The sequence below is a fragment of the Pedobacter terrae genome (assembly GCF_900100705.1).
GTDB classification, from domain to species: Bacteria; Bacteroidota; Bacteroidia; order Sphingobacteriales; family Sphingobacteriaceae; genus Pedobacter; species Pedobacter terrae.
Window position 1 is genome coordinate 1 of the sequence record NZ_FNCH01000050.1, and the last position, 2,597, is coordinate 2,597.

Below are 2,597 nucleotides of genomic sequence, written 5' to 3' on the forward strand. Positions count from 1 at the left end.
TCACCACACTCATTAATGTAATTGAGATACTGTGTTTGTATTGCATTTAACGGAGTTTGAAGCAAAAGATCAGAAAACCCGATGACGCCGTTCAGCGGCGTTCGTATCTCATGGCTCATATTGGCTAGAAACTCTGATTTTGCCTTGCTTGCCGTATCCGCTATTTCTTTTGCATTTTTCAGTTCCTCATTTATCCTAACGGCATTTGTAATATTCTGTACGGAAATAATTAAACCTCCTACTTCATCTTCTGTAAGATACCATGGCCCGACTTTAAGGTCGTAATGCTGAATTTCCTGCTGACCATCCACCTTTAACTTAAAGTCCCCGTTTATGTAGGTTTTACCCCGCAGGGCGTTTTCATATATTTTTCTTTCTTTAGGAATGCCCGGAGATACAGTAAACAGATTATTTCCGATAATATCTACATCATTCATGTTGAATTCTTCTTTCCATTTGTTGCTTACAGAAACATAGTTGAGGTCTTTATCAAACATGGCGAGAGCAATAGGAACATCGGTTACAAAAGATTGCATCATGGCTTCCTTCCTGGTAACTTCCAGAAACATTTTTTTGAAGGCATCAATATCTTGAATGATTCCGAAAACCCTGTTACAGACCTCATCTCCAAATTCGGGAATTCCTTTTACTCTAACCCAGATCGTAACGCCGTCATAACGGACTAGCTGAAACTCTTCATCAAAGGGAATTCCTTTTTTTAAGGCTCTATCGAAAAGATTTTTCATCCTTTCCCTGCTATCTTCTTTAAAAAATCTGATGGCATTTTCTAAATCCGGCTGGAAATTACTTTTTATTTTATGAATTTCTCTCGTGCTTTGCGACCAGAAAACATTGCCCGTTTTCAAGTTGACTTCCCAGCCTCCAACTTGCGCTACAGCGCTTGTTTCCTCAAGAATTGTTTTAGTGTAAAACAAATCTTTTTCTAATTTATCCCTGCGGATAAGGTCAGATTTTATTTTTTCGTAGAAAAAAAATGTAACAACAATAGCTGCAATTGCAGAGAAAACGATGAATAAAAATGTCGATTTGGAAGATTTGTTCAGCTCTTTGTTTTTGATAGCCAGCTGAACTTCTTCATATTTTATAAATTCTTCAACCAGTATACGGCACCTGTCCATAGCGGCCTTGTTTTGTACAAGTTCCTTTGGGGTCATTAATATTCCCTTTCTACGATTCTCAATTAGCAATACATCACTTTCTATAATCACCTCTGAAGTACGCAAGAGTTCATTGATGAACTTGATTTGATGTTTATTTTTAATATCCAGCCTGTTTTTATTAGAAATAAGTACAGGATATTTCCGCAAGCTTTTATTAAATGGTTCAAGAAAATTTTCCTGGCCTGTAAGCTGGTATCCTCTATTGGCTGTTTCTACATCTAAGAGAAAATTTAAAATATCTTTTACCAAACTTATAGATTCTTTACTTTTTAAAAGGCTTTCCCTGTTCTTCTGCTGCTTATATACGCTCACATAGGAGGCTATAGAACTTGTAATCAGAAGTAATAAACACAGTACGACTCCAATCTGAAGATTTCTTATAATTTTTTTCGGCATCAAAAATTAGTTTAACGGTAATGTTATGGCCAGAGAAATTCGCCGGCATAGTAAAACTATGGAAATATCTTATTTTTTAAAATCTAGAAACCCATGTGCAAACAAAAGTTTATCGATAATATGTCTAATTTATAACTATTGTACACAGCTTTTGAAATTTTATTGGTGATAGATATTTAATATTTTTAACTATCATCATTGCTTCGATTCTAACTTTCAATGTCGTCATTTAATCTTAGACAAGAATAAAATAGACTACATATATGGAGGAAATCCTTTTCATAAATTAATATTTGATGAGTTGATTTTTAAAAGACTACAAATATTCGTTATCTTATTATGCCGTTTTAAAATTAAGTTCGTCATCTTCAGCAATTAAATCATCATCGTCTTTTATGATTTAGATATCAAATTCTTAATTAATTGTAGACCTGTGTTTATTTCATGGATGATTTCATTCTCCATAGCAGTATAGTCCATGTTGTCTTCAATACGGCTCTCCCAACTGTCCGTTTGTTCTACAAGCTTTATCAATCCGGCGGTTCCTGCAGTTCCTCTGACTTTGTGAAGAATCTGTTTCAAATATTCGGTATTCTTTTCTTTTATCCCTGATTTTAAGTTTTCTTGCGCCAGGAAAAGCTCCTTTATCACTAAGTTCAAAAATACTTTTCCAAAATCATCATCACCACCCATTTGCTCTTTTAGAATATTCATATCCAAATACATTTCTGGATGCGCATGGTTTTCAGGTTTTCCCTGAACGCCATTACCTACATGTTTTTTCAACATTTCCAAAAGCTCGTTTTGTCTGAGCGGCTTGGGTAGGAAATCATTCATTCCGGCATCCAGGCATTTTTCTTTTTCACCCAATACGTTTCCTGCCGTAACCCCAATAATCGGAATTTTGGCGTATTCCGGTAGCAGCCGGATTTGCTTCGTGGCTTCTATACCATCCATTACAGGCATCTGTACATCCATCAACAGCAGATCAAAAAGCTTGCCCCGGCATTGTTCCAAAGC

At 35.7% G+C, this 2,597-nt stretch carries 2 protein-coding genes; both read right to left on the reverse strand.

Annotated elements, in window-relative coordinates; genetic code table 11:
* Window positions 1-1,577: histidine kinase dimerization/phospho-acceptor domain-containing protein (locus tag BLR60_RS24530; protein ID WP_208600714.1), on the reverse strand; the 1,577-nt coding region annotated here is incomplete at its 3' end.
* A 393-nt stretch (window positions 1,578-1,970) separates the two neighbouring features.
* The coding region (locus BLR60_RS24535) for a response regulator (RefSeq protein ID WP_143009158.1) at window positions 1,971-2,597 on the reverse strand (627 nt) is incomplete at its 5' end.